Below are 24190 nucleotides of genomic sequence, written 5' to 3'. Positions count from 1 at the left end.
GTGCAAGTATTATTTGCACGCTTCAAGCAAACTCTTTCCTGATCTCAATATTTCTTCCGCTTGTTTTGACGGTTTACCATCCAGTTCGTGCATTACAATACCCGGCAGAAGCTGACTTGGTCCATTGGTTGATTTTATGCCCTGAACTAGGACCCGTTTAGCGGCTGTATCTTTATTGGGCCACAGCGGTATGATTTTTAGATTTCCGCAAACACGCCCCATTTCCTGTAAAATTTCGGGCAATCTGTCAGACCGATGGATCAGCGTAAATGTTCCTTTTGGCCGAATACGGGCTGCACAGAACCTGATCCAGATATCCAGTCGTGCCGCCCCTTCAATATGCGCCTGCGTCTTGATGTTACTGGGGGATCCCTGCGCCCGACCTTCTTCATAAAAAGGCGGATTGGACATCACATGATCAAAAGCGTCTTCCAGAAAACGTTTGTTCGCTGGACCTTTACTATTTTCAAAATCCTGCTTCCTCGTAATATCAGCGGAAATAATTTCTATAGGAGTATCCGGGAATTTTTCTCTGTTCAGGGTTATGTTCTGATGGGCAAGTTCAACAAGATGGGGTTGGAATTCCACACCGGACAAATGACAAGCGGGTTGACGGAAGGCGGCGCATAAGGCGGCGGTTCCAACACCACAGCCAACATCCAGAAGGCTTTCACCAGGTTTTATATCAACTGCAGCCCCCAACAAAACCGCGTCAGACCCTGCACGAAACCCTTTGACGGGTTGCCTGATTAAAAGCTTTCCATCCAGAAAACCGTCTTCGGAAAATTCGGGAAATGTATCAACCATCCCCTTTCAATTCCCCAGGGACTAAATCTTCGACAATTGCTTCGGCACGAATTTTGTCTTTTTCAAGCACCATAATACGCCTTTGGACCGCGCCAATACTGCCCTCCAGAATAGAGGTATGCTCATCCAGAACAACGGCCTGTATAGCCTCATCCTCAAATACTGACATTATATATGAAATCAATACCGGATCATTTAAGCGTAATATTTCGACCACTGTTGTTCTACCTATAAATATTTGCCGCAAACCATAATCACATTTTCAACAGAAACCAAGGCTTTGTACTGTGACTTGACCGCAAAATAACATAAGCTATGCTCAGCCAAATTTTGAGTCGGTCTAGCCGCAACCTAAGTGAGGCAATTTTGTCAGTTACAGCAGAAATGGACAATCGTGGTCCCGCTTCAATGAAAGCATCCCTGCAGCCTTTGATGGATCTTGTGAAAAAGGATCTGGATCAAACGAACGAAATCATTCTTGATCGGATGCATAGTGATGTTGCCCTTATTCCAACCTTGGCCCGGCATCTGATCGCCGCCGGCGGGAAAAGGCTACGCCCTGTCCTTACCCTTGGTGCCGCAAAATTATGTGGATATCATGGAGATCGCGCTCAGAAATTAGCGGCCTGCGTTGAGTTTATTCACACCGCGACGCTGTTACATGATGATGTTGTCGACGAAAGTGACTTACGCCGCGGAAACGAAACTGCAAATGTTCTTTGGGGAAATCAGGCAAGTGTCCTTGTTGGTGATTTTCTGTTCAGCCGATCCTTTCAGCTAATGGTGGAAGACGGTTCACTTGAAGTGTTACGCATTTTATCAACCGCATCCGCAGTGATTGCCGAAGGCGAAGTTTTACAGTTGATGAATGTTGGGGATATTAATATCTCTGAAGAAAGTTATCTTGACGTTATTACCTCAAAAACGGCTGCGTTGTTTGCAGCCGCTTGTGAAGTCGGTGCCGTTGTCGCCGAACGCCCCGCCGCAGAAGCAAGGGCATTGTCTGGCTACGGCAATAACCTTGGCATAGCGTTTCAGCTAATCGACGATGCGTTGGATTATTCGGCCGAACAAAAAGCACTTGGCAAAACAATAGGCGACGATTTCCGCGAAGGAAAAGTCACATTGCCTGTTTTGATCGCCTACAAGAACGGAACCGCTGAAGAAAGACAATTCTGGAAACGGGTTATTGAAGACAACCAGCAAGAAGGCGACCTGGAAGCGGCACTGGAAATAATTCAAGCCCATGACGCGCTTGAAGGGACGTTCAAACTCGCCCGTGAATATGGCGCAGCCGCTAAAGCGGATCTTGACATATTCCCTGATGGGCCCGAGAAAAGCGCGCTTGTTTCTGCAATTGATTTTGCGATTGAAAGAGCCTTTTAGCGCAATCTGAACAACAGTTAGTGGCGGACGTTGACCCTTGTCGAACGAGCGATCAGACAGGTAATCAACGAGCCGCGATCTTCGTCTTTGATAGATTAGATACCCGCCTGTCAGAATTATTGCCCCCAACAGCCATGTAACACAACGCAGGTAAGAACAGCGGTTATCGGCACACAAGCATTAAGTAAACCAAAGTCATTCGGATTGCATTCGAAGATATATTTCTTCATAGAAATTTTATCCTTTTAGGCTATTCTGATTGAATATAAGAAAATCGGCTTCAGGGGCCTAATGACTGCACAAATTCTTCTCGCTGATTTCAACAACAATATCAGCCTTTCTCACTTGCCAGCACTTTTTAGAGCTTCTGCCGTAGAAAGTGCTGTTTTGGCAAAAGAGGATCATATTCTGCTGCATACCAACGCCGCAAAGCATTACATTTCGATTCCCAAATCTGCGCCCTTTGATACCTTTAGCGAGTTAGCAAACACATTCTCCAGTGCCGAGCGACAGACGAATGCGCAATTTTTTCTGACCAATGATGAGATACTGATCCGCAACCTTCTAAAGATCAGAGATCGGTTGCGACATATGTCGGTTGACGGCACAGAACGACAGAAGGCGGTTCTGGCATTGTTGGAAAGAAGTTTTCTGGCCGATACAAATAATTATGGTCGCGCCCGCCTTTTGGAACATGCAAAGAAAGCTGGATTTATCATTCCGGATTATGCAACTGCGGCCTCCTGGGAGGCCGCTGAGGCTCTCGTAAAAGACTTACCGAAACCTTTCTATTTGAAAGTTTCATTCGAAGCCGGAGGAATTGGCGTTGCCCGTATTGAAAATGATGACGATTATTCAAAGGCTAGTCACTTCATGCACACAACCTGCGTGCAACCCGATGCTGGATGCCCAATCGTTTTCCAACAACCCGTCTCCGGCCAGGAACTCACGCTTAACTTTTCAGCCTGGAATGGAACGTTACTGGGTTATGACGTCTTAAAGCCACTCACTCGGCATCGGGACACGGGTCCATCTTGCGTTTTACAAAGTCTTTATCGCCCCCATTGGGCGCCATTCCTTAAAGCACTGGTAAAGAATATTGGGTATTCGGGTTTTGGAGGACTTGATGTTTTTGAAAAGGATCCAAAGACAGCCCCCACCGCCATTGAGGTCAATCTAAGACCGCCCCATGGCCTCCAGATCTCCCGGCACATCAAATCAAATCTTATTTCACGCTTTTCCCATTGTCTGCTTACTGGTGAATTGCCCGAAATCGATCAATGCCATCATAATCACACAAAAACGGTGGCCATTTTTCCGGATGAAGTATTCAGGGACCCGAAAAGTATTTATCTGGAAGAGTACCCTGTATGTATTCCCTGGGATGACCCCACGCTCTGTGAGAAACTTTTTGAACTCGCGGCCATGAAATCAAAATGACGAGATCCTAATTATGTTCTTCAATCGCTTTCCTAACCTCGGGCGCCTAGCCTGCACCGCAGATCAAATATGGTGGGATGCTGAAATGCTTCGCTCTCGGATGAGCGACAGGCTTGCACAATTGGACGGCAAAATATCAGCAAACTCAATTGTTCTTCTGGGACATGGCGGAACTCCAGAATTTGTTGCCGATTTGCTTGCCGTATGGTCCTGCGGAGCCGCCGCAGCGTGTATCAACCCGGCCTTGACGGGCAATGAAATCGACACGTTGAAACGGTTTGTCAAACCGGCAGCGGCCATTCTTCACGCTGATCAGGATGCGCAAATTTTTCAAGCAAATCGACAATCAACAGAAGCTGTTACGCTGGACAGTCCGGCACTGCTTCTTTTCACGTCGGGGACAACAGGAAACCCAAAGGGAGTTACTCATAGCTTCCGCTCTCTCTCCGCCCGCATTTCCCTGAACCAAGCCTATATGGGGTCTGCTGCTCTGCAAAAAACTTTATGCCCTCTTCCCACACATTTTGGCCATGGGTTAATTGGCAATGTTCTCACACCACTATTTGCTGGTGGCGATGTATTGCTGTTAAGCGACCGATCGCCGGTTAGCCTTAGTCGCCTTGGCGCGTTAATTGACGAGAACGCCATTTCTTTCCTGAGTTCTGTTCCGACATTTTGGAAGATGGTCCAGAAACTTTCCCTCCCTCCAAAAAACAAAACCTTGAAACGCGTTCATGTGGGCTCTGCGCCTCTTTCCATTGATTTATGGGATGCTATTACAAAATGGGCGGGAACCGCAGAAGTCTTCAATATGTATGGCATAACAGAAACAGCCAACTGGATCGGCGGAACCTCGTTACAGGAAGGCCGCCTTTTGGACGGTCGAATTGGCTCGCTCTGGGGCGGGAATGCTATGATCAAACAGGACGACGGAAATATTCAGAATACGGGAACCGGTGAGATCCTTATTCAATGCCCCTCCCTGATGAGCGGCTATTACAACCAACCCGACCTTACAAGAGAGGTTCTTAAAGATGGCTGGTTTTACACCGGGGACATTGGAACGATTGAAGAAGATGGGGAAATCAGGCTTACTGGTCGCAGTAAGTCAGAAATCAACAGGGCCGGCATGAAGATCCTGCCAGAAGAAATTGACCTTCTTTTGGAACGCCATACAGAGGTTGTGGAAGTCTGTGTCTTTGGCTTGCCTGATGCAATCAGTGGTGAGAAGGTCGCTGTTGCCTGTGTCTTGAAAGATGACAGCACAATAACAAGAAACGAACTTATCGACTGGATGAAAAATCTGATCCGTCCGGAAGCAATACCGGAAACCTGGTTTTTTATTGATGAGATTCCAAAAACAGATCGGGGAAAGATCAACCGCGATAACGTACGAGAAGTCTGCCTGAAGGGAATACAATAGTATGCACTGGAAATGGGGAACCCCTCTGACACTTGAAACAAAGAATTACGTTGCAAAATCCATCGATCCAAATAACCTTCCGGAACAATTGATTGACTGGTTTGCTGATGCTGAATTGCTTGAATTCGTTATCGAAAATGTTGGTCAAAGTCGCGAGCAGCTTGAGAAAAAATTTGCCCGCTTCAACAATAAATCGCTTTTCGCGTTAATCATCTATGCGCGAGACATCAAACAGCCGATTGGATTACTTCGCATTCATATTGAATATCCAAATTCTCGGGCGGAAACCAGTATTATCATAGGCAACAGGGACTACTGGGGTAAAAATGTCGTCGTTGAAGTAAGGGAACGAATGATGCGCTTCCTGTTTACCGGGGTAAAAATCAACAAAATTTCGGGTACAGTAAGAGCCAGAAATTTTCCGGCCCTTTTTAATTATATAAAACAAGGGTTTCGTAAAGAAGGCATTCTAAAACAACAGGTAAAAGGATCGGATGGCGCGTTCGAAGATGTTGTTCTTTTTGGTTTGCTGAAATCAGAATGGGAAGCACAACGGGATCGGGCACATGGATAACAATAACAGTATTTCTAAAGCAATCCAGATACTCGCCGAAATTCTGGAATGCGAACCTCAAAGCCTATCCGCTGAAGACACAATTGAAACAGTTGATAAATGGGACAGTCTCAATCATATGCGTCTGGTTCTTTATCTGGAAGAGCGTCTCAATACCCAACTGGAGACAGAGGACGCTATGACCCTTTTCACTATATCGGCCATTGCAGCTCTGTTGGAAAAACACTCAGCTTAAGACATAAAAAAACCCGGCCACAACAAGGCCGGGTTCTTATTCAAAGCCCTATAATCAGCTAGCGCGAACTCTTTCCAGAAAACGCTGCACTTCACTATCCAGTGAATTAACTTCGCGGGACAGTTCTGTTGCCACATCCTGCACTTGCGATGCTGACTGACCCGTTGTTTGCGCCGCCTGACTAACGGAGCCAATATTGTGAGACACTTCCTGGGTACTCTGTGCTGCCTGCTGGACACTACGACTGATTTCTCCAGTTGCGGCCCCCTGCTCATCAACCGCAGAAGCAATCGTCGTTGCAATTTCATTAATCCGCCCAATGGTTGAGCTAATGCCACCAATGGCACCTACAGCATTGGTTGTTTCCTCCTGAACAGCTCTAATCTGACCAGAAATTTCCTCAGTCGCCTTTGCGGTCTGTGTCGCAAGGTTTTTAACTTCACTTGCGACAACAGCGAAGCCCTTACCCGCATCGCCCGCGCGGGCAGCTTCGATGGTTGCATTGAGGGCAAGCAGATTGGTTTGTCCTGCAATGTCATTGATCAGCCCGACAACGTCCCCAATTTTTGCGGCGGCATCGTTCAGGCTTGTTACCATGACGTTTGTCCGTTCAGCTTCAGACACAGCTTCACCGGCAATGGACGCCGCTTGACTAACCTGACGGCTAATTTCACTGATTGACGCTGACAGCTCTTCGGTTGCAGAGGCGACCGAATGAACAGAACTACTAGCCAGATCAGACGCGCTCGCCACAGTTTGTGAACGTGAGCTTGTTTCGTCTGCCGCTTCCGACATGTTCCGAGAGGTATCGTTCATATTTGATGTGGCAACCGCGAAACTCTCAACCAAATGCTTCACACTGCCTTCAAAATCGTCAGCCAGCTGGTTCATCTCAGCGCGTTTTGTTTGTTCCGCTTCCTGTTCAAGACGTTCTTTTTCATCCTGAGCCCGTTTCTCAGCTTCAGCGGCTTCTCGTTCAGCCTGTGCTTTATCCGCTTCCCGTTTCTGCCGTTCCGCTTCGGCATTCGCCCGAACGATTTCAGCTTCTTTAGCATTGTCACGGAAACCGACAAGGGCATGCCCCATAACCGCAATTTCATCGTTCCCTGACACAGAAACTTCTGTATCCAGATTGCCGTCAGCAATACTGCGCATATCAGCGACAAACTGGTTCAACCGTCGCATCAGATTACGTCCGACATAAAGCCATGCAATCAGCAAGGCAATGACAACACTGAGAACAGCGATACCAATAAGTAAGTTACTGTTCCGTTCAATGGCAACGTTTGCCTTGGCCACGGCCTCTATGGAATTGGCTTCCGTCGCAGCAACAAGATCTTCAACCACATATTCCAGTGCAGTCGCAAGGGTTGCGGCCTGATTTTCGGCAGCCTTTATTTCTGCAACTGTGGACAGATAATTTTTCCGAAGAGCAAAAATACTGTCATCCCGATTTCCCAGTTCATAAAGACTGTTCGTCGCTTTTCTCAGTTCGTCTTTGCCCTTGAATTTTGGAAGAAATGCAATCGTTTTCAGTTTGGCACCGGTTAGCAGGAATTCTGCTTTTCGTTCTTCGACCTCTTCTGGCGACTGCTGGTTGGCAGCCCGGTAAAGAGAACTAACCACAGCGTTCGCGTCTGCGCTGAACTGAATAAGACGCTGGATCAAACGAACATCTCTAGAAAGAATTTTCCGCATACCGGCTTTTACTTTTTGGATATCTCCCGCCGCACTTAGCATTTGAGAACTCATTCCCAAAGCAGAGGTCTCGGCATTGATAACAGGCTCAACAAGTCCCTGAATTTCCTGTTCAAGACTTGTCACTGTATCCAGATCTATCTTAAGCTTCTTTTCAAGTTCGTTCCGCTTTACAACTGAAAGAGCCAGGTCCTCTAGAACAAATCCCAACATATCCAGATTGGCCAAAGCCTGCTCAATATCGCCTTCATTAGAGCTATTCTTCGCTTCTTTTACGCTTTCAATCAACTCAACCAATGCTTTTTGAGCATTTTCAGCCTGACGCTTGCGATTGTCTTCAGTTTTTGCGGCGGCAATCAATGGCGCAGATTCAATCACGCCGGTCGCCTGTTGTGAAAGCCGCTGGGCTTTAGAAAAAGCGCTGAAGCTTGTTTCTGTAATTGTGTTTAGTGTTTTTCCAAGGGATACAAACTCTACAACACCGAGGGTTCCACTGATCGTTGTAAGGATGGCGACCACACCAAATGCGACATATAAACGGGCCCGGATACCAAGCTTGCCGATCATTCTCAATATTGGAGATCTTTGAGAGATCGTGGTCTTCGGTGCTTTTGTATTATCACTCTTATTGCGAAAACTTTTTAGCTTTTTGGCGAGCTGCATTTTAATGCCTCCCCTCCTGATCAATGTTTATATATTGCTCGAAAAGCTAGAGTGAATTGGTTACTTTTTCCTTTCACTTTCTCAAGAAAGGAGAAAAAAAGAAATTTCTTTCAATTTTTCGAAAAATTCAATAAGTCACTGATAAACATAAAAAAGCCCGGCACGAATGCCGGGCTATATTAGCAATCAAAGTATATTAGTAGCTGATATTTTGAAGCTTTTGCCATTTCGGTCCAACAACTTTAGACAGAATAGCACTGTTTCTTTTATCTGGCCCCAAATGGTCATCTTTACTGAAGCTCATAGGTGCCCCACCAAACATTGAAGGGTGATCCTTGATCTGCTCCATGGCTTCCGCCACTTTTTCAGCTGTGATGTCCTTGCCGGCCCCTTCCAGGGCAATCGCAAATGTATGCATCAACTCATAACCAGCGACAGATTGAAGAACCGCTGTTTTGTTAAATCGTTCCTTATATTTGTCCATCCATACTTTTACAGTGTCGGATACGTCTTCATAGTAAGGAATAGGTGTTTGGCTGGTTCCATATAACCCTTCTGTCAGGCCTTTTGCCAGCGTGATGTTTTCAGGCACATACCCGGCAGAACTAACAACAAATTTTGGATTGAAACCAATTTTCTTGGCTGTCGCCATACTACCAATTGTCTCACCGATAATGGTTCCGAGACAAACCAGATCCACATTACCGGATTTCAGTTTCGCGATCTGAGAAGAAAAGTCCTTTGAACCACGCTTGAAGTTTGTTTTCACAACTTCCGGAAGACCCATTGCCTTGGCTTGTTCCTCACAACCCAGTAAGATGTTCTTACCAAAATCATCGTCCTGATACAAAACGCCGATTTTCTTAACGCCTTCTTTTTCAACGAAATATTTGACGGCTGCCCGCATTTGATCGTCATAAGGTGTAAAGGCCGCGAATTTCAGTTTATGATATGGCTCAAACATTTCCTTGGCAGCCGAAACAGGGAAAATATTCAGGACACCTTTTTTCAAAGCCCGCGGCATTGTCACCATATTTGTCGGTGTCCCCAATGGGCCGACCATAGCAAAGACCTTGTCTTTTTTAATCAGCTTGTCGCCCGCCTGAGCGGCTTTATTTTGTTGATAAGCTGAATCTTCAACAATCAATTCCAACTGACGCCCATGAATACCGCCTTTAGCATTGATTTCTTCGACAGCCATACGCATGCCATTGGTCACCGGTACGCCCCACAAGGCAACCGGGCCTGATAGAGGTTGATGTGAGCCCAGAACTATTTTGTCATCACTGATACCTTGCTGTGCCGCGGCCGGTGCTGTCATCGCTGTCGCTGTTGCCAAAGCAGCCGCAAAAGACAGTCCTAAGCGGAAAAAGTTTCTCCGTTTCATCTCTAGTCCTCCCAATTAATTTCCCATTACTAGCAGTGACTTTGGGCATTTTTGTGTCCCAAAGCCTTTCCCTCAATACATTGTATCGATGAGTTCCTTGTATTTCTTGCTAACGAACGAGCGCTTGAGTTTCATGGTTGGTGTCAACTCATCGTCCTCGGCGGTCAGAATTTCATCAATTAATCTGAACTCCTTAATTGTTTCCACCTGCGCAAACCCTTTGTTCACCCGCTCAATCTCACTCCGGATAAGATCTGTTACTTCCGTTGCCTTGCACAGGCTTTGGAAATTAGTAAATGGAACATCCCGGTCCTGTGCATATTTTTCGACATTTTCCTGATCGATCATAACAAGGCAGGTCAGATATTTGCGTTTATCTCCAATAACAACGGCATCGGAGATATAGGGGCTGAACTTCAACTGATTTTCGATTTCAGACGGGGTAATGTTTTTACCGCCGGCTGTGATGATAATATCCTTCATCCGATCAGTAATTTTTACAAACCCCTGATTGTCGATATGGCCCACATCCCCTGTATGCAGCCATCCGTCAACGATGGTTTCCGCCGTTTTTTCCGGTTGGTTAAGATACCCCATAAAAACATGGGGGCCTTTCAGAAGAATTTCACCCTCAGGCGATATGCTGACTTCGGTGTTTGGCGCCGCTGCACCGACAGTTCCGAGTTTAAATTTTTCCTCGAGATTAGAGGTTGCCAAGCCCACATTTTCTGTTTGTCCATAGACTTCATACATATCCAACCCCAAGGCGAGATACCATTTGATCAGGTCAGGTGAAATTGGCGCTGCACCCGACCCCAGATAATGTGCGCGATCCAAACCAAGAAAACGCTTGATGTTTCTAAGAACCAGCACATCACCGAGCCAGAATTTGGCTTTGTCGAGCGCCGAAGGGGTTGTCCCGTCCAACTTGCATTCAGCCAGTTTATACCCTGCGCCGATTGCCCATTTGTAAGCCAGCTTTTGCAGACCTGTCGCATCACTTAGTTGCAACGTGATGGCCGAGAAAAACTTCTCCCATATGCGGGGGACCGCAAAAAAGATCGTGGGCGAGACTTCCCGAATATTTTCCGGAACCGTATCCAGCCCTTCGACAAAATTCACGGTTGATCCCGAAAATAAAGGAAGAAACACTGTAAATGCCCGTTCCGCAATATGACATAACGGTAAGAATGACAGTTGTTCATCTTCTGGACCAAATCCGACGAGGGGTGTCTGGTTCGATATTTGAAACATGATATTCCGATGGGAAATCATGGCACCTTTTGGCGGGCCAGTTGTACCTGAGGTATAAATCAGGATTGCCAGATCATCTGGCTTTGACTGGGAAATCGCATTTTCCCAAAAGTCAGGGTTTTCAGCATGATAGGCATTTCCCAAGTCATACAGCTCGTCAATACTGATAACCATCTCATCATCGAGCTCACGCAGCCCATCCATATCAAAAACGATGATCTTTCGAAGCTCCGGTAAATTGTCACGAACCTCCAGTATTTTATCGAGTTGCTCTTCATTTTCCGCAATGAAATAGCGGGTTGTCGAGTCTTTACACAGATACTCCACCTGGCTGGCACTATCGGTTGTGTAAACACCGCTGCTGACGCCGCCGGCACATAAAATACCGAAATCCATGTATAACCATTCAGGGTTATTATCACTTAGGATGGAGACGGTATCCCCCCGTTGCAAACCGAGGGAAACCAGCCCCAGCCCCGCAGCGCGGGCCTTATTGCCATAATCGGTCCAGGAAATACTCTTCCATATCCCCAGATCCTTCTCGCGCATCGCAATTTTGTCACCAAATTGTTTTACACGTGCCCAGAAAAGCTTCGCCGTTGTATCCGCTCCGTCGATAATTGTCGGAGGGTAAGTAATTGCGTTCATCGTATTCACTCCAGCCTCCTCTCTTAACGCCAGGTCTTGCGTTTTTTCCAACGCCGTTTCCCGCGGACACCGTGATCCTGCATCCCGAGGTAAAACTCTTTGATATCGTCTTTTTGAAGAAGGTTCGCTGTGGTGTCTTCCATAACAATCCGGCCAACTTCCAACACATATCCAAAATCTGCAGTATGCAGGGCGATATTTGCATTCTGCTCTACCAACAGCATGGTCATACCCTGCTCGACATTCAGTCGCTTGATAATCCCGAATATCTCTTTTACCAGTAACGGGCTGAGCCCCAGACTGGGCTCATCCAAAAGCATCACTTTCGGACGCGCCATCAGAGCACGGCTGATGGAAAGCATCTGCTGTTCGCCGCCTGAAAGTTGACCAGCAGGCTGATCTCCTCGCTCTTTTAATATTGGAAAATAGCTGTGGACCAGTTCCAGATCCTGTGCGATCCCGTCTTTGTCTGAGCGCGTATAGGCGCCCATCATTAGATTATCGCGCACGCTCAGAAATGGAAAAACTTCACGCCCTTCTGGCACGTGACTAATCCCTTGGCGCATAATCCAGTCTGGATCATTTTTCTGGATCTCATTTCCTTCGAAAAAAACGGTCCCTTTTTGAGGGTCCATTACGCCGCTGATGGTCTTGAGAATCGTTGTTTTACCGGCCCCGTTTGCCCCAAGAACCGTAACGATCTTTCCTTCTTGCACATCCAGAGACACACCCCGAATGGCCATAATCGGTCCGTAGTAAGTCTCTATGTTTCGGACTTTCAGAATTGGTTCGCTCATCTCATCCCCCCAAATATGCTTTGACCACTTCAGGGTCATTTTGCACTTCCTGAGGGGAGCCATATGCAAGCATCCGCCCATAGTTAAGGACAAGCACCCGATCAGAAACTTCAGATACAAGCCCCATATCGTGCTCTACCATAAGAACCGTAATGCCCAGCTCCTTCTTGATATCCTCAATCCAGAAGGACATATCCTGCGTTTCTTCAACATTCAGGCCTGAAGAAGGCTCATCCAGCAGGATCAGTTTGGGTTCCGTGCATAACGCGCGTCCTAACTCGACAACCTTTCGAACCCCGTAAGGCAGGTTCATGATCAGGCTATCCCGGTAATGTTGCAGATCGAGAAAATCGATGATCTCCTCAACCTTTTCCCGGTGAGCCAGTTCTGCCCGCCTCACGGATGGCAGAAACAGAGCCTCTGCAAACAGGCTGGTACGACTATGGCAGTGACGCCCTACAAGCAGATTTTGCAGGACAGACGCATGTTCGAATAATTCGATATTCTGAAACGTCCGGGCAATACCAAGGCCCGCAATATCATGTGACGGTGTCTTCGTTATATCCTGACCATCAAATATCATCCGGCCGTCAGTTGAATCATAGATCCGACTGATCAGATTAAAAATTGTGGTCTTACCGGCGCCGTTCGGACCAATGATGGTGAAACATTCACCTTTTTTGATATCAAAATTGACGCCATCCACCGCTTTAACGCCACCAAAATTAATCGCCAGATTTTCAGCTTGAAAAAGGGTCATTTCAATCTCTCCGACTTCATATAGGATTTTTGACGTTTAAACGTGGCTTTCTTGTAAAGCGGGAACATCAGGAAATAGTGCTTCACTTTCAGCCAGCGGCCATAAATTCCAAACGGTTCGAAAATAATGAAAAAGACCAGAATCAAGCCAAAGATCAACGGCTCGAAACCGGGTTGTTCAGCAATTGCATGCGGCAGGTAATCTTTCATGATCGCCAGTGCCTGCGGTAATGCCAAAACAAACATGGCCCCAAAAACGGCTCCATGTAACGAGCCAACCCCGCCAACAACAACCAGAACCAGCAGCTCCAGGGATTGTAAAACGGTAAAACTTTCAGGAGAGAGGAAGCCCAATTTATGCGCGAATAAGGCGCCTGCCAAACCTGTAATACCGGCGCTTAGACCGAAGGCTATGGTTTTCGTTTTAGCCAGATTGACACCCATACTCTGCGCAGAAATTTCCGAATCCCGAACAGCCATCATTGCCCGTCCTGTTGGTGATCTGAGAATATTCAGAGAAAACAGGATAACAGCAATCAACACCCCAAGACTTAAAAAGTAGAAAGGCGCACCATCGGTCAGGTCCATATCACCAAATTCAATCGACTCGACCAACAAGCCGGTATATCCGTTTGTCACGCTTTCCCAACGGGAAAACACTTCCTCGACGATGATGGCAAATGCAAAGGTCGCCATGGCCAGATAAATACCGGTCAGCCTCAGTGCCGGTATTCCGATGGCCACACCGGCAATTGCAGCGAATAGGCCTGCGAGTGGAAAAGACAGGAAAAACGAAAACACAACGGGCTCATCCATAAAGGGTAATGGAACTCCATTTCCCGTCAGAACAGCTTCCGTGTAGGCACCAATTCCAAAAAAGGCAGCATGACCCAAACTGATCAGCCCCGTATATCCGGATAACAGCATCAACCCGACGCCTGCAATTGCAACGATATATAACTGGGTCATCTGCCCTACATAATATTCGTCCAAAATCCACGGCACAGACAGAACAGCAAGTAACAATGCGCCATACGACCAATGATACCCTGAATGCTTCGCCAGTACTATGTCCTGCTCATATTCAGTTTTGAATAAGAAACGCATGATCAGACCCTCTTCCCTGTCTTCTGTCCAAACAGACCTTGAGGACGCACAACAAGAACCAGAAGAAGCACGACATAAGCCGCAACATTCTTAAATCCAGGCGGCAGATAAAAGCCCGCCAGCGTCTCGATGATACCAATAATAATGCCGCCAACGACGGCGCCGGGGATTGACCCGAACCCGCCCAGAACTGCGGCAGGAAAGGCTTTTAGTCCCAAGAACCCCATATTGGTGTCAATCAGCGTCGTCGGTGCCAGTAATATTCCAGCCGCCGCCGCAACCGCGGCACTAATTCCCCAAATCATTGAGAAAACAGATTTTACCGGAATACCCATATAATAAGACGCCAACTGGTTCTGTGAGGAAGCCTGCATGGCAACCCCAAGCCGGGTATAGGTGAAGAACCCATACAGCACGGCACAGAGAACGATCGTTGCGATAATCACGGATAGGTCGGTTTGAGAGATCACAAGTGATCCAATCTCTTCGGGTACAAGCCGCATCCCTTCGCTCGAGAAAGGCGTTGAAATGGCGTAGGTTTCTGTTCCCCACCCCGGCATCATTCCCGCGACACTACGGGCAACATAACCGAAGCCGATCGTCACCATGACAATGGAAAATTGCGGCTGTCCCAGAACAGGCCGCAAAACCGCACGGTCAACCAGATTACCGACAAAGAACATGGCAATAATGGCCGCTGTCGCGCCCAACCAATAATTCCACCCCAAAATGGAGATAAAGGTATATGCCAAAAAGGCCCCGAGCATCATTAGATCGCCCTGGGCAAAATTCACGACTTCCGTCGCTTTATAGATCAATACGAAGCCAAGCGCGACCAGAGCATAAATACATCCGATTGACACGCCGCCGATGACCAACTGCAAAAACTCAAACAGAACGGCCTCCCAAAATTGTCCGATTTTCTTTTTATGTTTATGCCACCGCAATAACGTTCGGACACTTGCGGTAGAGAAAAAAGTATAGGCAAGCTTTTATTTAAACGTCAACAAAGATAAACCGAGCAATTCACTTTAAATTCTGTTCGCATATGCAAAATTTATTAATTCATTCCTGAATTTTACTTTTAAACTTAAATAAAAAAATTTATTTACTAAATATTTAATAGATTGACAAATTTGCTTGTTATATTTTGAAATGCAATATGATCAATTCATTTTTCTATACTTAAAAAATTCAAATACTAAATAAAAAATACCAAATTTTGTATTTAGATAAATCTAATCAAGCATCATGTTTTGCTTCCCACAAATATAACTTAACAGAGGGAATACAAAATTACTGATCTTACTATTGATTGAGAGAGCTCGACTCCGCAACGGAAGGCCCCAGAATAATCAACCCGATATTATGGCTCTGCCTGAACAGGCGATCGGTTTACCGGGCGGCAATCAAAAATTAGCCTGTCTCTTCGACCAGAATGGCGGATATTATAAAATAGGAATCATTCTCGCCCCGCACAACAATCACTTTCTACCAGATATCTTTTGCAGAGCCCGCCCGTTCGGTTACAATTACGAAAAACAACGAAAGCCTAAAAAATGTCTGTAAAAATTCCTTTCAAAAAAGACGTCGACTTTGAGTATGGAAAAGCAAGCGAACTCAGCCCGCTAATTCGACGGGTGATCGCGGAAAACCCTAGCCCTTTCACCCTTCATGGGACAGGAACCTATATTGTGGGACGAGGAAATGTTGCCGTTATTGATCCCGGACCAACAAACCCGGACCATATTGACGCAATCCTGGCAGCAACCGCAGGGGAAAGAATTTCGCATATTCTGGTGACCCATACCCACAATGACCATTCTCCGGGTGCCGCCCCTTTAAAAGAAAGATGCGGCGCACCAACATATGGATTTGGCCCGCATGGAAGCGGAAAACCCGGGATGGAACCCGAACAGGGCGGCGACATGTCTTTTGTTCCGGATGTTTATGTCGGCGACAATGATACAATTGAAGGGGATGGCTGGACCATCAAGGCGATCCATACACCAGGACATTTATCCAACCATCTTTGCTTCGATCTTATCGAAGAGAACACCTTGTTTTCAGGCGATCATGTGATGGGTTGGTCCACCTCGATTGTCTCTCCCCCTGATGGCGACATGAGTGATTACATTGCCAGCCTTAAAAAAATTCAGGCGTTCGACCATGCGCGTTACTGGCCAACACATGGCCCGGCCATCGATAATCCAAAATCCTTTGTACAGGGGCTTATCGATCATCGATACGAACGTATGGATCAGATAAAAGAATGTTTGAAAAATGGTCCAATGACCGTCATTGAAATGGTACAAAGAATGTATCAGGATATTCCGGAATATTTACATCCTGCGGCAGCAAGGTCTGTCTATTCTCACCTGATAATGATGGTCGAGGACGGAAAAGTAACCGCCAAAGGCGCATCCATCACTGTTGATGCCGAATATTCCCTGAAATAAATGGACCTGCAGAGAAGCGCGCTCACGCGCGCTCCCACTGTTTAGTCTCTGAAATTTATGTATTGCAAGGGCATCTCGAAATCGAGACTTTTACAAAAGGTGATGACCTCCTGCAAATCATCCCGTTTTTTCCCGGTAACCCGAAGTTCATCCCCTTGAATGGCAACCTGAACTTTGATTTTTGAGCCCTTGATTTCTTTGACTAGCTTTTTAGCAAGGTCCTTTTCGATCCCTTCACGAACAATCACCTGTTGACGCACGCTTTGTCCCGCGGCCTGTTCCGGTGTTTTATAATCCAAAACACCTGCATCGACATTTCGTCTGGTCAAATGTCCCTGCAGCAATTCATGCATCTGACGCAATTTCAGGTCATCATCGGCAAACACTGTCAAAACATTCTCTTTTCTGTCGATCGTGCAGTTACTGCCTTTAAAATCATACCGGGTTTCAATTTCACGGCGCACGTTGTTTAGCGCGTTTTCCACTTCATTCAGATCCGTCTTGGACACGATATCAAAGGATGGCATTTTACTCTCCTAAGTCAGTTGCTCTTTTGTCTTTTGGAACTTAATTTCCGGCCAGTCTTTTTCGGCCCGCTCCAAATGCCAGGCGTTTCTGGCCAGGAAAACAGGGGCATCGTCATGGTCTTCAGCCAGCGACGCCTGGTTGGCGTCAATAAATTTCTTCAGCTCATTGTGATCTGGATGCTCAACCCAACGGGCTGTGTACAGCTCGGTCTGTTCGAAATTAACGGGAATATCATATTCTGTGCGAATACGATCTGCCAATACTTCAAATTGCAGGCCGCCAACAACACCAACGACCCAGTCCGACCCCATACGCGTTTTAAAGGCCCGCGCAGCACCTTCCTCTGCGATCTGGATCAGGGCTCGGCCAAGATGCTTTGCCCGCATTGGATCGACGGGTCGCACTTTTTGCAGCAATTCCGGCGCAAAACTCGGTATGCCGGTAAACCGAATTTCTTCGCCCTCCGTTAGCGCATCACCTATTCGCAAATTGCCATGATTTGGAATACCGATAATATCGCCCGGCCATGCCTCTTCAGCCAGTTCCCGGTCCTGAGCAAGAAATAGAACAGGATTATGGATCGCCATCGTCTTGGAACTGCGAATATGCTTCAGTTTCGCCCCCCGCTTGAAATGGCCAGAAACCAAACGCATAAAGGCAATACGGTCCCTGTGCTTTGGATCCATATTTGCTTGAATCTTAAAGATGAAACCACTGACTTTTTTCTCAGTCGGCGCAATATCGCGGTCTGCTGTTGGCGCGGGCCGTGGAGATGGCGCCATAAGGGTCAAACCATTTAGTAGGGTCTCAACGCCAAAATTATTGATCGCGCTTCCAAAATAGACCGGTGTCATGGTCCCTTCCAGAAAAGCCTGTTGATCAAACTTGGGGCATAACTCGCGGATCATCTCGACATCTTCCCGCAGTTTTTCAACATATTCAGCAGGCAATAATTCATCCAGCTTTGGATCATCAATCCCGTTGCAAACAATGCCTTCGTCCAAGTGATTGTTTTTGTCTTTACTGACCAGAACCAAACGATCATTAAACAGATCATAACAACCCAGAAAGTTCCGACCCATTCCAATGGGCCAACTGGCGGGCACAACATCCAAGGCCAGTGTCTGTTCGATGTCATCCAAAAGTTCAAACGGATCCAGTGCTTCACGGTCAAACTTGTTAATGAAAGTAGCAATTGGCATATCGCGAAGACGGCAAACCTCGAACAATTTTCGGGTCTGTGTTTCGATACCTTTTGCACCATCCAGAACCATAACAGCGCTGTCTACTGCCGTCAGGGTGCGATAGGTGTCTTCACTGAAATCTTCATGGCCTGGTGTATCCAGCAAGTTGAACGTCTTGCCTTCATAATCAAAAGTCATCACTGATGAAGCGACCGAGATACCCCGTTCGCGTTCAACCTTCATCCAATCTGATCGTGCACGACGTTGCTCACCCCGTGTTTTAACGGCACCAGCAAGCTGAATGGCACCCCCAAACAACAGAAGTTTTTCCGTAAGGGTCGTCTTACCCGCATCCGGATGCGCAATAATGGCAAAGGTTCGCCGATTGGCGACACGATCTTCAAGCAAACTCATGATAAATCCCAATCCGCAGCCAATTGTCTACTGCGCGGATTTCAAAAAAATAGCCGGTGTGACATACCACAGCTGTCATACCGGCTAAAGGGATTTTGTTAGAAGTTGTTTATCTTCTCAGGGAAGAGATTATTCTTCAATCACCTTGAGAACGAGTTTTCCAAAATTTTCACCACTGAATAGTTTCAGCAGGGTTGATGGAAAATTCTCAATTCCTTCGTCAATATGCTCTTTGAATTTAAGCTGTCCCTGACTGTACCAGGTTGCCAATTGTTTTACACCTTCTGCATATTGATCCACATAATCAAATACAACGAACCCTTCCATTCTTGCATGTTGAACAAGAAGGGTGAGGTAGTTTGCCGGCCCGCGAACCGGTGTCGTGTTATTGTACTGAGAAATCGCACCACAAATCACTACACGGGCGTGACGATTGAGACGGGCAAGCGCCGCATCAAGAATTTCACCGCCCACATTGTCAAAATAAACATCAACACCTGTGTTCACCGCTTCGTTCAAGTCTTTTAGAAATCGATCAGATTTATAGTCAACGCAGGCATCGAAACCCAGCTCTTCGATAACGTATTTACACTTCTCTGAACCACCAGCAATACCCACAGCCCGCGCGCCTTTGATTTTGGCGATTTGCCCGACCATGGCCCCAACCGCGCCCGCTGCACCAGAAACAAGCACCGTATCACCTTCTTTAACGGCGCCGACATCCGTCAGGCCGAAATACGCGGTTAGTCCCGGCATGCCCAAGCCACCAAGATAACTTTCCAAAGGCGCAAGATTTGGATCGACTTTTACAAGATCTTTGCCATCTGAAACACCATACTGCTGAACCCCGTGATATCCGGTGACAAATTCGCCGACCCTGAAGGCTGGATTGTTACTTTCAACAACCTCTCCAACGGTCCCTGCCCGCATCACTTCACCCAGTCCGACGGGCGGAATATAAGACCGTGCGTCGTTCATCCAACCGCGCATTGCCGGATCAAGAGAGACATAATGCACCCGGACGACAACCTGACCGTCCTCCGCCTTCGGGATATCAGATTGTGAAAACTCCCAGTCACTGTCTTTAGGAAGTCCCACTGGCCGCGCTGCCAATTTGTATTGTTTATTCTGAGCAGACATAAAACGCCCTTTTCCTGTTGTTTTTTAAACCTGCCCCATCCAACTCTTTTTCAGCATCAAGATCAAGAGCGATCGTTCCAAAACGTCAAAGCTTTTACATTGCAAACACTGAATCATAGACTGCACGCCGAAATTCAGACCGCAAAGAATAAATATTTCCGGGCATATGCTGCACCATTAACAATCCCCCAATTTTTAAGATCGGGTTGATGAAAAACAGCGTCCCTGCCGCCCCTGTCCAACCATACTCACCGGCAGGAGACGGAAATGCTGCTTTTTCAGGCTCATCAACAACGTAAAAACCCAAGCCAAAACCAATACCGTCCCACGACATGAAATTAAATTCACCCGCCCCCAAATCATCCATGCTGCCCCCTAGGTGATTTTTAGTCATAGAAGCGATCGTTTCAGGCCGAACAAGCTGATGCTCCCCGACCCTTCCGTCATTTAAAAAAAGCTGCATAAATTTTGCAAAATCCTGATAGGTGGAGACCAACCCGCCCGACCCGGACCAAAATTCCGGCTGCTGATAGAACGCACTTTTCTGGGCTGGATCAACCACCCCAACGATCCCGCGCGTTGACACTTCATAATTGGTCGTCATGCGGTTCTTTTGTGAAATGTCTGTGGTAAAGTCCGTTTCTGTCATCTCTAAGGGCGAGAATATTCGATCCTTTAGAAAATCGCGAAAATCCAGACCACTCCATATCTCAACCAACCGTCCCAGAATATCAGTTGCCATACTGTATTTCCAACGGCTCCCCGGCTCGAACAGAACCGGCATAGCCCCCAGCCGATCAATCACTTCTGCCAAATTACCCTTGCTTCTCATACCATCCAGCGCCTGTTTTCTATAAAGATCTGAAAGTGGATCATCACTGAAGGCGGGTAAGGTTATGCCCGCGGTATGGGTAAGAACATGACGGATGGTCATTTGCCGGGACGCGGGCGTTTCACCTTCCCCCGGGATCAGTATCCGGGTGTTTTCAAAACTTGGAAGATACCGTGCAACCGGGTCATCCAAATCAAATTTCCCCGCCTCCCAAAGCATCATGGCCGCAAGACTGGTGATAGGCTTAGTCATGGAATAGATGCGAAATAACGCATCTTCAGCCATCTGACGAACCTCCCCCTGATCCGCAAGTCCGGCCGTAACTGTGCAAGGCAGATCGTGCGTGCTAATAACGCCAGCCACCCCGCCGGCAATAAGATTTTTGTCAATGAATTTCGACAGTAACGCTTCAATAGGTGCAGATGTTATTTTTTTCATTTTGCCCACTCTGTTTACCATAAGCTGCCATAAAAAAAAGGCTGGGGAAACCCCAGCCAGAACATTCAGCTTCCCATTTTCTCTAATACTGAAGGGAAGCAGTTATGGCATCAAAGGTCTTTTTTCGCGTCTCATAATAATGCAACGATCGGGCGATCAATGTGACCACCTCAAGCTTGCCAGTGGCGCTCGTGAACAGAATTAACCCACTAAAATTGTCACCCTGATTATTTGACAGTTGAAAATCAGCCAAATAGCCTTGTTTTGTCCCAAAGCCTTGAGGACGCAGGTTGGTAAAACGTCCCGGAACCAATTCAGTTAGCCGCAAGCTGCCATGAATAAGCTCCAAAATTTCTTCCGGGGTCATATCTGCCCGGAAAGTTGGCGCTTTTTCTTCATTAGCCTGTGAATATAGTACGGGAACGTTTTCCCCCTCTTTGACCGGACGCCAGAATTCAATTACATCCAGTGCGAGCCCGTATTTGGTCCATACGATTGTTTTGTCCGTTACCAGCTCGTTCGTTTCTTCTTGCAAGCTAACGGAATATGTCTTCCAGGGCTTCGCTTCACCTGGTGTTTTCAACGTAAAGGCAGGAACACACGCAGATGTAACAAGAAGAAGAAAAACAGCACAGATTTTTTTCATATTATTTCCTCAACTGAGAAATATAGGTTCGAACCAGACCCTCGTCAGAGGCAGCCGGGTTTTGCATCAGATATTGACTAAAATATTTCATGGCCTGCTCAGGCTTCTTTTGTCTTTTTGCGACAAGTCCCATGTGTTTAAGTGTTTTGAGTGGAGCCGGAACATCCTCGGAAGCTTTCTGATAATGCATCATTGCTTTTTCCAGATCTTCCTCATCCGAACGCAAACGGAAAATCTCCCCTCTGAAGAACTCAACTTCAAAAGCGTTAAAACCGCGTTCTTCCAGTCTGTCCAAGACGACGAGAGCCTGCTCATAAGCTTGTGTGGAAATGAATTCTTGCATCCAGCCATGCCAAAAACGCCGAACCATCCGATCAAACTCAATTGCTTGATTGGTAAAAGGAGGATCTCCTTCAGTCTTCAGCTTATCTGCATGAAGTCGCAAATTCTTAACGCGCTCTTCGGTTGGGGGGTGGGTCTGCCAGAACACACTTGATGTGTCTTCTTCATCGCCATCTCCTTCGGCTTCCGCCTTCTCCTGAGCTTCTTTTTCTTCTTTTATCCGTTCCCACAAGTTTGCTGCAGCATCAGGATTGTATCCCGCCTGATGCATTATAAGCAAACCCTCCTGATCTGCTTCAGTTTCAAGTTCCCGCGAATAGGAGTAAAGACTTCCGGCCACACCAATGGACGCGGCAAGCCCGACAAAACCAACCCCGAACCCTCCGGTCGCAATATTGAAAAAAGTCAGAAAATCGGTCAATTGCTTGGCATTATTGTACTTTTTTAAGGAATGCCGATAAAGATAGTGGGCCATTTCATGGCCGAGGACCGCCGCGAGCTGATCTTCGCTTTCCGCCCGCAACAATAACCCGGTCCAGACATGCATCGTGCCATTTGGAGCCATTGTTGCGTTAAAATACGGATGCTTTAGAACATATATCTTGAAGTCCGCGCAATGTTCTGTTGATAATTTGCATATTACGGATTTTAAGTAGGTATTCAGTTCTGGATCCCGTTCCACCAGATTACTGCTCGCCAGTTTTTTCTCCAGCTTATTGACCTGAAACCAAAGCCCCGCTTCCGTCGATTTAAGGTTCGGCTCATGCCCAGGGGCAAGCCGCCCCGTAGGAACGTTGGTATCCGTCGCACATGCACCCGCAATCAAAAATAGAAAGGGCGCCGCAAAGGTGGATAGCCTCATAAAGGGATGTCCACAAGGAGTGAGTTTGTCGAATTGACAGCCGCGCCAAACGTCCGTAAATCCCCCGATCCTGAAAACAGTCGATTATACCAGACAATGTCGCCCGTTTTCAGGTCAACCAAAGATACGAAACCAACCTGCTGCCCCCCTGGAATATGGGCTCCAAACAGGGCTGCCATCAAAACCTGCGCCGCGACCCTCGAACCGCTTGAATAAGAATCCCGAAGATAAACAAACAACCCCAAATCGGCCCCATAGGCGTTCTGAAGCGCTTGAGTTGTTCTTCCCGACTGCCAATCAAATTTGTCATTTTGCATCGTCGGCAGTTGGAAAATACCCGGATATTGATACTGGAAGATCGATTTTCCTACTGCTTCATGCAGATTGATCAAATCCCGACCGGTTTGCGCAGTAAGGCCATTAGCGCCATCTTTATAAAGCGTGACTGAATGCCCCAATTCCTGAAAATATTGCGTTGCAATTTCAGTGACATAGCTCTTGGCAGACGCCGTCCAGAAAGCGTTTGGCTCCTGCAAACCTCCTGCAGTCAAGAGGCTGAGTTCAACATCCGGCTCCATCAACAAAATACTGCGCCCTAAATGGCTTTCAGGTATTCTGGCACCAAATAAGTTGTTGGTCTCAGGCCGCAATTCAACATCCGCGATGATCGTATCATCCGCTTTGTCAGGCTCTTCGCCATAATTTGCTTTCTGATTACTGACCGGCCGCACTTCTTTACAAACCCTGCTCGCGTTGCAAAGCTCATAGATTCTTGAAAATTGAGAACCCATGCGAACACGAACCGTATGACCAGAAGGCACGGCCCCATCCATGATCGAAGGAATATCCGTGTTCACTTTCGGTGGCTGATAGACTCGGTCATACACCTCGAAAACACTTGGTGCCTTTTGAGATGAATAGGCAACAGGCTTGCCCTGAGGGCCAGCAACGGTCTTGACCTTTGTCGTTGCGACACACCCACTCGATACGGATATCAGTAAAACCAATACGCAGAATTTAGTAAAAAAAGACACTTGCATCCCCCTTTGATCCAAAAACAACCTAAAGGTGAATATACGATTTTTCCATACAATAATTGGATAGTCCGAAATTTTTTCCGATTTTTCAGCATCTTCTTTTATTTTTTACCCTCAAGAAATTTTGCAT

Annotated in this window: 22 protein-coding genes; 6 read left to right on the top strand and 16 right to left on the bottom strand. The window is 46.9% G+C overall.

Features of this window, described 5'->3' with window-relative positions; genetic code table 11:
• Positions 1-9 precede the first annotated feature (9 nt).
• Entirely contained in the window at positions 10-807 is a 798-nt protein-coding gene (locus OIR97_RS05980) for a tRNA1(Val) (adenine(37)-N6)-methyltransferase (RefSeq protein WP_169544675.1), read from the bottom strand.
• Positions 800-976 carry a putative signal transducing protein gene (locus OIR97_RS05975; RefSeq protein WP_181017894.1) on the bottom strand — a complete coding sequence of 59 codons (177 nt, stop codon included), beginning with the start codon at positions 974-976 and terminating at the stop codon, positions 800-802. Before OIR97_RS05975 ends, OIR97_RS05980 begins: the two co-directional genes overlap by 8 nt.
• A 215-nt stretch (positions 977-1191) precedes the next feature.
• Here OIR97_RS05975 and OIR97_RS05970 point away from each other — a divergent pair, with 215 nt between their 5' ends.
• The 5 genes from OIR97_RS05970 to OIR97_RS05950 all read left to right on the top strand — a co-directional run bounded on the left by OIR97_RS05970 (position 1192) and on the right by OIR97_RS05950 (position 5865).
• Positions 1192-2193, top strand: coding sequence for a polyprenyl synthetase family protein (locus OIR97_RS05970; protein ID WP_169545811.1), 1002 nt, complete (start codon positions 1192-1194; stop codon positions 2191-2193).
• Between the two features lie 291 nt (positions 2194-2484).
• Positions 2485-3633: a hypothetical protein gene (locus tag OIR97_RS05965; RefSeq protein WP_169544673.1), complete on the top strand. Its 1149-nt coding sequence runs from the start codon at positions 2485-2487 to the stop codon at positions 3631-3633.
• Between the two features lie 85 nt (positions 3634-3718).
• Positions 3719-5056: a class I adenylate-forming enzyme family protein gene (locus tag OIR97_RS05960; RefSeq protein WP_169544672.1), complete on the top strand. Its 1338-nt coding sequence runs from the start codon at positions 3719-3721 to the stop codon at positions 5054-5056.
• A 1-nt stretch (position 5057) separates the two neighbouring features.
• Positions 5058-5630, top strand: a complete 573-nt coding sequence (locus OIR97_RS05955; protein ID WP_169544671.1) for a GNAT family N-acetyltransferase — start codon at positions 5058-5060, stop codon at positions 5628-5630.
• On the top strand, positions 5623-5865 hold the full coding sequence (locus tag OIR97_RS05950; RefSeq protein ID WP_169544670.1) for an acyl carrier protein: 243 nt from the start codon (positions 5623-5625) through the stop codon (positions 5863-5865). Before OIR97_RS05955 ends, OIR97_RS05950 begins: the two co-directional genes overlap by 8 nt.
• A 54-nt stretch (positions 5866-5919) precedes the next feature.
• On the opposite strand, the gene OIR97_RS05945 is transcribed toward OIR97_RS05950, so the two are convergent.
• The 7 genes from OIR97_RS05945 to OIR97_RS05915 all read right to left on the bottom strand — a co-directional run bounded on the left by OIR97_RS05945 (position 5920) and on the right by OIR97_RS05915 (position 15074).
• Positions 5920-8226 carry a methyl-accepting chemotaxis protein gene (locus tag OIR97_RS05945; RefSeq protein ID WP_169544669.1) on the bottom strand — a complete coding sequence of 769 codons (2307 nt, stop codon included), beginning with the start codon at positions 8224-8226 and terminating at the stop codon, positions 5920-5922.
• A 196-nt stretch (positions 8227-8422) separates the two neighbouring features.
• Positions 8423-9613, bottom strand: a complete 1191-nt coding sequence (locus OIR97_RS05940) for an ABC transporter substrate-binding protein (RefSeq protein ID WP_169544668.1) — start codon at positions 9611-9613, stop codon at positions 8423-8425.
• A gap of 72 nt (positions 9614-9685) precedes the next feature.
• Positions 9686-11515, bottom strand: coding sequence for an AMP-binding protein (locus OIR97_RS05935; RefSeq protein WP_169545810.1), 1830 nt, complete (start codon positions 11513-11515; stop codon positions 9686-9688).
• 23 nt (positions 11516-11538) lie between these two features.
• Positions 11539-12312: an ABC transporter ATP-binding protein gene (locus OIR97_RS05930; protein ID WP_169544667.1), complete on the bottom strand. Its 774-nt coding sequence runs from the start codon at positions 12310-12312 to the stop codon at positions 11539-11541.
• Between the two features lies 1 nt (position 12313).
• The gene (locus OIR97_RS05925) at positions 12314-13072 is read right to left on the bottom strand and encodes an ABC transporter ATP-binding protein (RefSeq protein ID WP_169544666.1); all 759 of its coding nucleotides are present in this window, start codon (positions 13070-13072) and stop codon (positions 12314-12316) included.
• Positions 13069-14178, bottom strand: a complete 1110-nt coding sequence (locus OIR97_RS05920) for a branched-chain amino acid ABC transporter permease (RefSeq protein ID WP_169544665.1) — start codon at positions 14176-14178, stop codon at positions 13069-13071. Before OIR97_RS05920 ends, OIR97_RS05925 begins: the two co-directional genes overlap by 4 nt.
• Before the next feature lie 2 nt (positions 14179-14180).
• Positions 14181-15074 (bottom strand): ABC transporter permease subunit, encoded by an 894-nt coding sequence (locus OIR97_RS05915; RefSeq protein ID WP_169545809.1) that lies wholly within the window; start codon positions 15072-15074, stop codon positions 14181-14183.
• Positions 15075-15737: 663 nt separating this feature from the next.
• On the opposite strand from OIR97_RS05915, the gene OIR97_RS05910 reads away from it, so the two are divergent.
• Complete coding sequence (locus OIR97_RS05910) at positions 15738-16637, top strand: MBL fold metallo-hydrolase (protein WP_169544664.1); 900 nt, start codon at positions 15738-15740, stop codon at positions 16635-16637.
• 41 nt (positions 16638-16678) lie between these two features.
• Here the strand turns inward: OIR97_RS05910 and OIR97_RS05905 are convergent, their stop codons facing one another.
• From OIR97_RS05905 to OIR97_RS05875, 7 genes are all read right to left on the bottom strand, one after another.
• On the bottom strand, positions 16679-17164 hold the full coding sequence (locus OIR97_RS05905; RefSeq protein ID WP_169544663.1) for a YajQ family cyclic di-GMP-binding protein: 486 nt from the start codon (positions 17162-17164) through the stop codon (positions 16679-16681).
• Positions 17165-17173: 9 nt separating this feature from the next.
• Complete coding sequence (locus OIR97_RS05900; protein ID WP_169544662.1) at positions 17174-18763, bottom strand: peptide chain release factor 3; 1590 nt, start codon at positions 18761-18763, stop codon at positions 17174-17176.
• Between the two features lie 129 nt (positions 18764-18892).
• Positions 18893-19903, bottom strand: a complete 1011-nt coding sequence (locus OIR97_RS05895; protein ID WP_169544661.1) for an NADP-dependent oxidoreductase — start codon at positions 19901-19903, stop codon at positions 18893-18895.
• Positions 19904-19997: 94 nt separating this feature from the next.
• Entirely contained in the window at positions 19998-21173 is a 1176-nt protein-coding gene (locus OIR97_RS05890) for a serine hydrolase domain-containing protein (protein WP_169544660.1), read from the bottom strand.
• Between the two features lie 82 nt (positions 21174-21255).
• Positions 21256-21819, bottom strand: coding sequence for a hypothetical protein (locus OIR97_RS05885; RefSeq protein ID WP_169544659.1), 564 nt, complete (start codon positions 21817-21819; stop codon positions 21256-21258).
• Position 21820: 1 nt separating this feature from the next.
• Entirely contained in the window at positions 21821-23023 is a 1203-nt protein-coding gene (locus OIR97_RS05880; RefSeq protein WP_169544658.1) for a M48 family metallopeptidase, read from the bottom strand.
• Positions 23020-24057: a hypothetical protein gene (locus OIR97_RS05875; RefSeq protein WP_169544657.1), complete on the bottom strand. Its 1038-nt coding sequence runs from the start codon at positions 24055-24057 to the stop codon at positions 23020-23022. The genes OIR97_RS05880 and OIR97_RS05875 overlap by 4 nt, the downstream gene beginning before the upstream one ends.
• Positions 24058-24190 lie beyond the last annotated feature (133 nt).

The sequence above is a fragment of the Sneathiella aquimaris genome (assembly GCF_026409565.1).
Taxonomy (GTDB): Bacteria; Pseudomonadota; Alphaproteobacteria; order Sneathiellales; family Sneathiellaceae; genus Sneathiella; species Sneathiella aquimaris.
Note: the sequence above shows the minus strand (reverse complement) of the source record. Positions and strands in the feature narration are given on the sequence as shown.